Source organism: Methylorubrum zatmanii, assembly GCF_014845115.1.
In the GTDB taxonomy this organism is placed as follows: domain Bacteria; phylum Pseudomonadota; class Alphaproteobacteria; order Rhizobiales; family Beijerinckiaceae; genus Methylobacterium; species Methylobacterium zatmanii.
This window is the reverse complement of the sequence record NZ_NKUI01000181.1, coordinates 1-1,079: the sequence shown is the minus strand read 5'-3', so window position 1 is coordinate 1,079 and position 1,079 is coordinate 1. Positions and strand designations below refer to the sequence as shown.

Here is a 1,079-nt window from a genome sequence, read left to right as displayed (position 1 = left end):
AAGAAACCGGCCTTGGCCCTGCTCGCGGTGAAGGTGTTCCAGAACGATTTCGGGTTGACCACGTACTGAACCACCGGCTCGACGATCACGCCCGCGCCCAGATCGAAATGCGCGTTGGCCTCGAACACGAACTTGTCGCGCGCATACGGCGCGCCCGTGCCGCCGGAGATGAAGTTCGCATCCGCCAGGAACTGGGTGTAGTTCTCCGACAGACGCTGCCAGTTCATCTTCAGGCCGTAGGTGTCGTTCGGCCGGCTCTGATCGGGCGCCTGCAGCAGCAGGCCGACAAACGAGTTGAACCGGATCGGCACCGTCGGGTCGAAGGAATAGCCCGTGCCGGTATAGAGCGAGAGCGCGGTCGGGTGCGGGTTGGCGGTCAGCCCGCCATCGGCGCGCCAGACCGTCTGCGTGCCGGTGAGCACGAGGCCGGACGTGCCCGATTTCTGCAGCACCGGCGCGCCGGGATTGAGGCCCTTGGAGGTGCCGAACACCGTCTTGAGGTTGTCGTCGTGGTCGGCGGTGTTGAAGAAGCCGGTGAGCGAGGCGCGTCCCGGATAGGCGGTCATGCTGTAATCGGTCTTGGTGCCGATCTCGGTCATCACCAGCGCGCCCGAGAGGCGCTCGTAGCCGAAATCGTAGCCGGACAGGGCGTTGGTGCCGGGGTTCACCGAGAAGGCGCCGGCCTGGATGTAGGTGGTGGGCGAGAGCTGGTAGGCGGCATTCGCCCCCCAGACGGCGTAGAGCGGCGAGGTGAAGCCGGCGTTGATGTAGAACAGGTCCTGGAAGCAGGAATTGATCGAGTTGCACGGCGGCAGGCCGTAGTAACGGTCCGGATGGGTGCGGCCGACCTCGACGACGAGGCGGTCGTCGAGGAGCTTCTGCTGGTAGGTGAGCAGCGAGAGGCGGTTGGAATTGGGGTTGTAGGGCGGCTGGTAGCCGACCGTGGTGTCGCCGATATCGGCGGCCATGTTGAGGTTGCGGACGTTGCCGAAGAAGGTCTGGGTGAACTTGATGGTGCCGCCGGCGATGCCGGCGAGCGGTCTCTTTTAAACATCTGACGCTGCCGGCGAAAAGAGAGG

1 pseudogene is annotated in these 1,079 nt (G+C 64.7%); it reads right to left on the bottom strand.

The window, feature by feature from the left end:
* Nucleotides 1-1,037, bottom strand: a pseudogene (locus tag MZTS_RS19570) (carbohydrate porin); the annotation flags it as partial.
* Between the last annotated feature and the right edge of the window lie 42 nt (nt 1,038-1,079).